At 56.9% G+C, this 255-nt stretch carries 1 rRNA gene; it reads left to right on the forward strand.

Features of this window, described 5'->3' with window-relative positions:
- Positions 1–255, forward strand: a 23S ribosomal RNA gene (locus QSK37_RS51365); the annotation flags it as partial.

Raw genomic sequence — 255 nt, forward strand, 5'->3', positions numbered from 1 at the left:
TTTCAACCTTCGGGTTGTTTGAGGGGGGAGCTGCGGACCTGAGGTGGTAGTAGGCAAGTGATGGGGTGACGCAGGAGGGTAGCTCAGCCCAGGCGATGGTTGTCCTGGGGTAAGCATGTAGCCCGCATCATAGGTAAATCCGTGGTGCATGAGGGTGAGATGTGATGCCGAGCCGATTTAGGTGAAGTGAGTGATCCCATGCTGTCGAGAAAAGCCTCTAGCGATGTGTGTCGGCGGCCCGTACCCTAAACCGAC

This window comes from Actinoallomurus iriomotensis (assembly GCF_030269445.1).
GTDB lineage: Bacteria > Actinomycetota > Actinomycetes > Streptosporangiales > Streptosporangiaceae > Actinoallomurus > Actinoallomurus iriomotensis.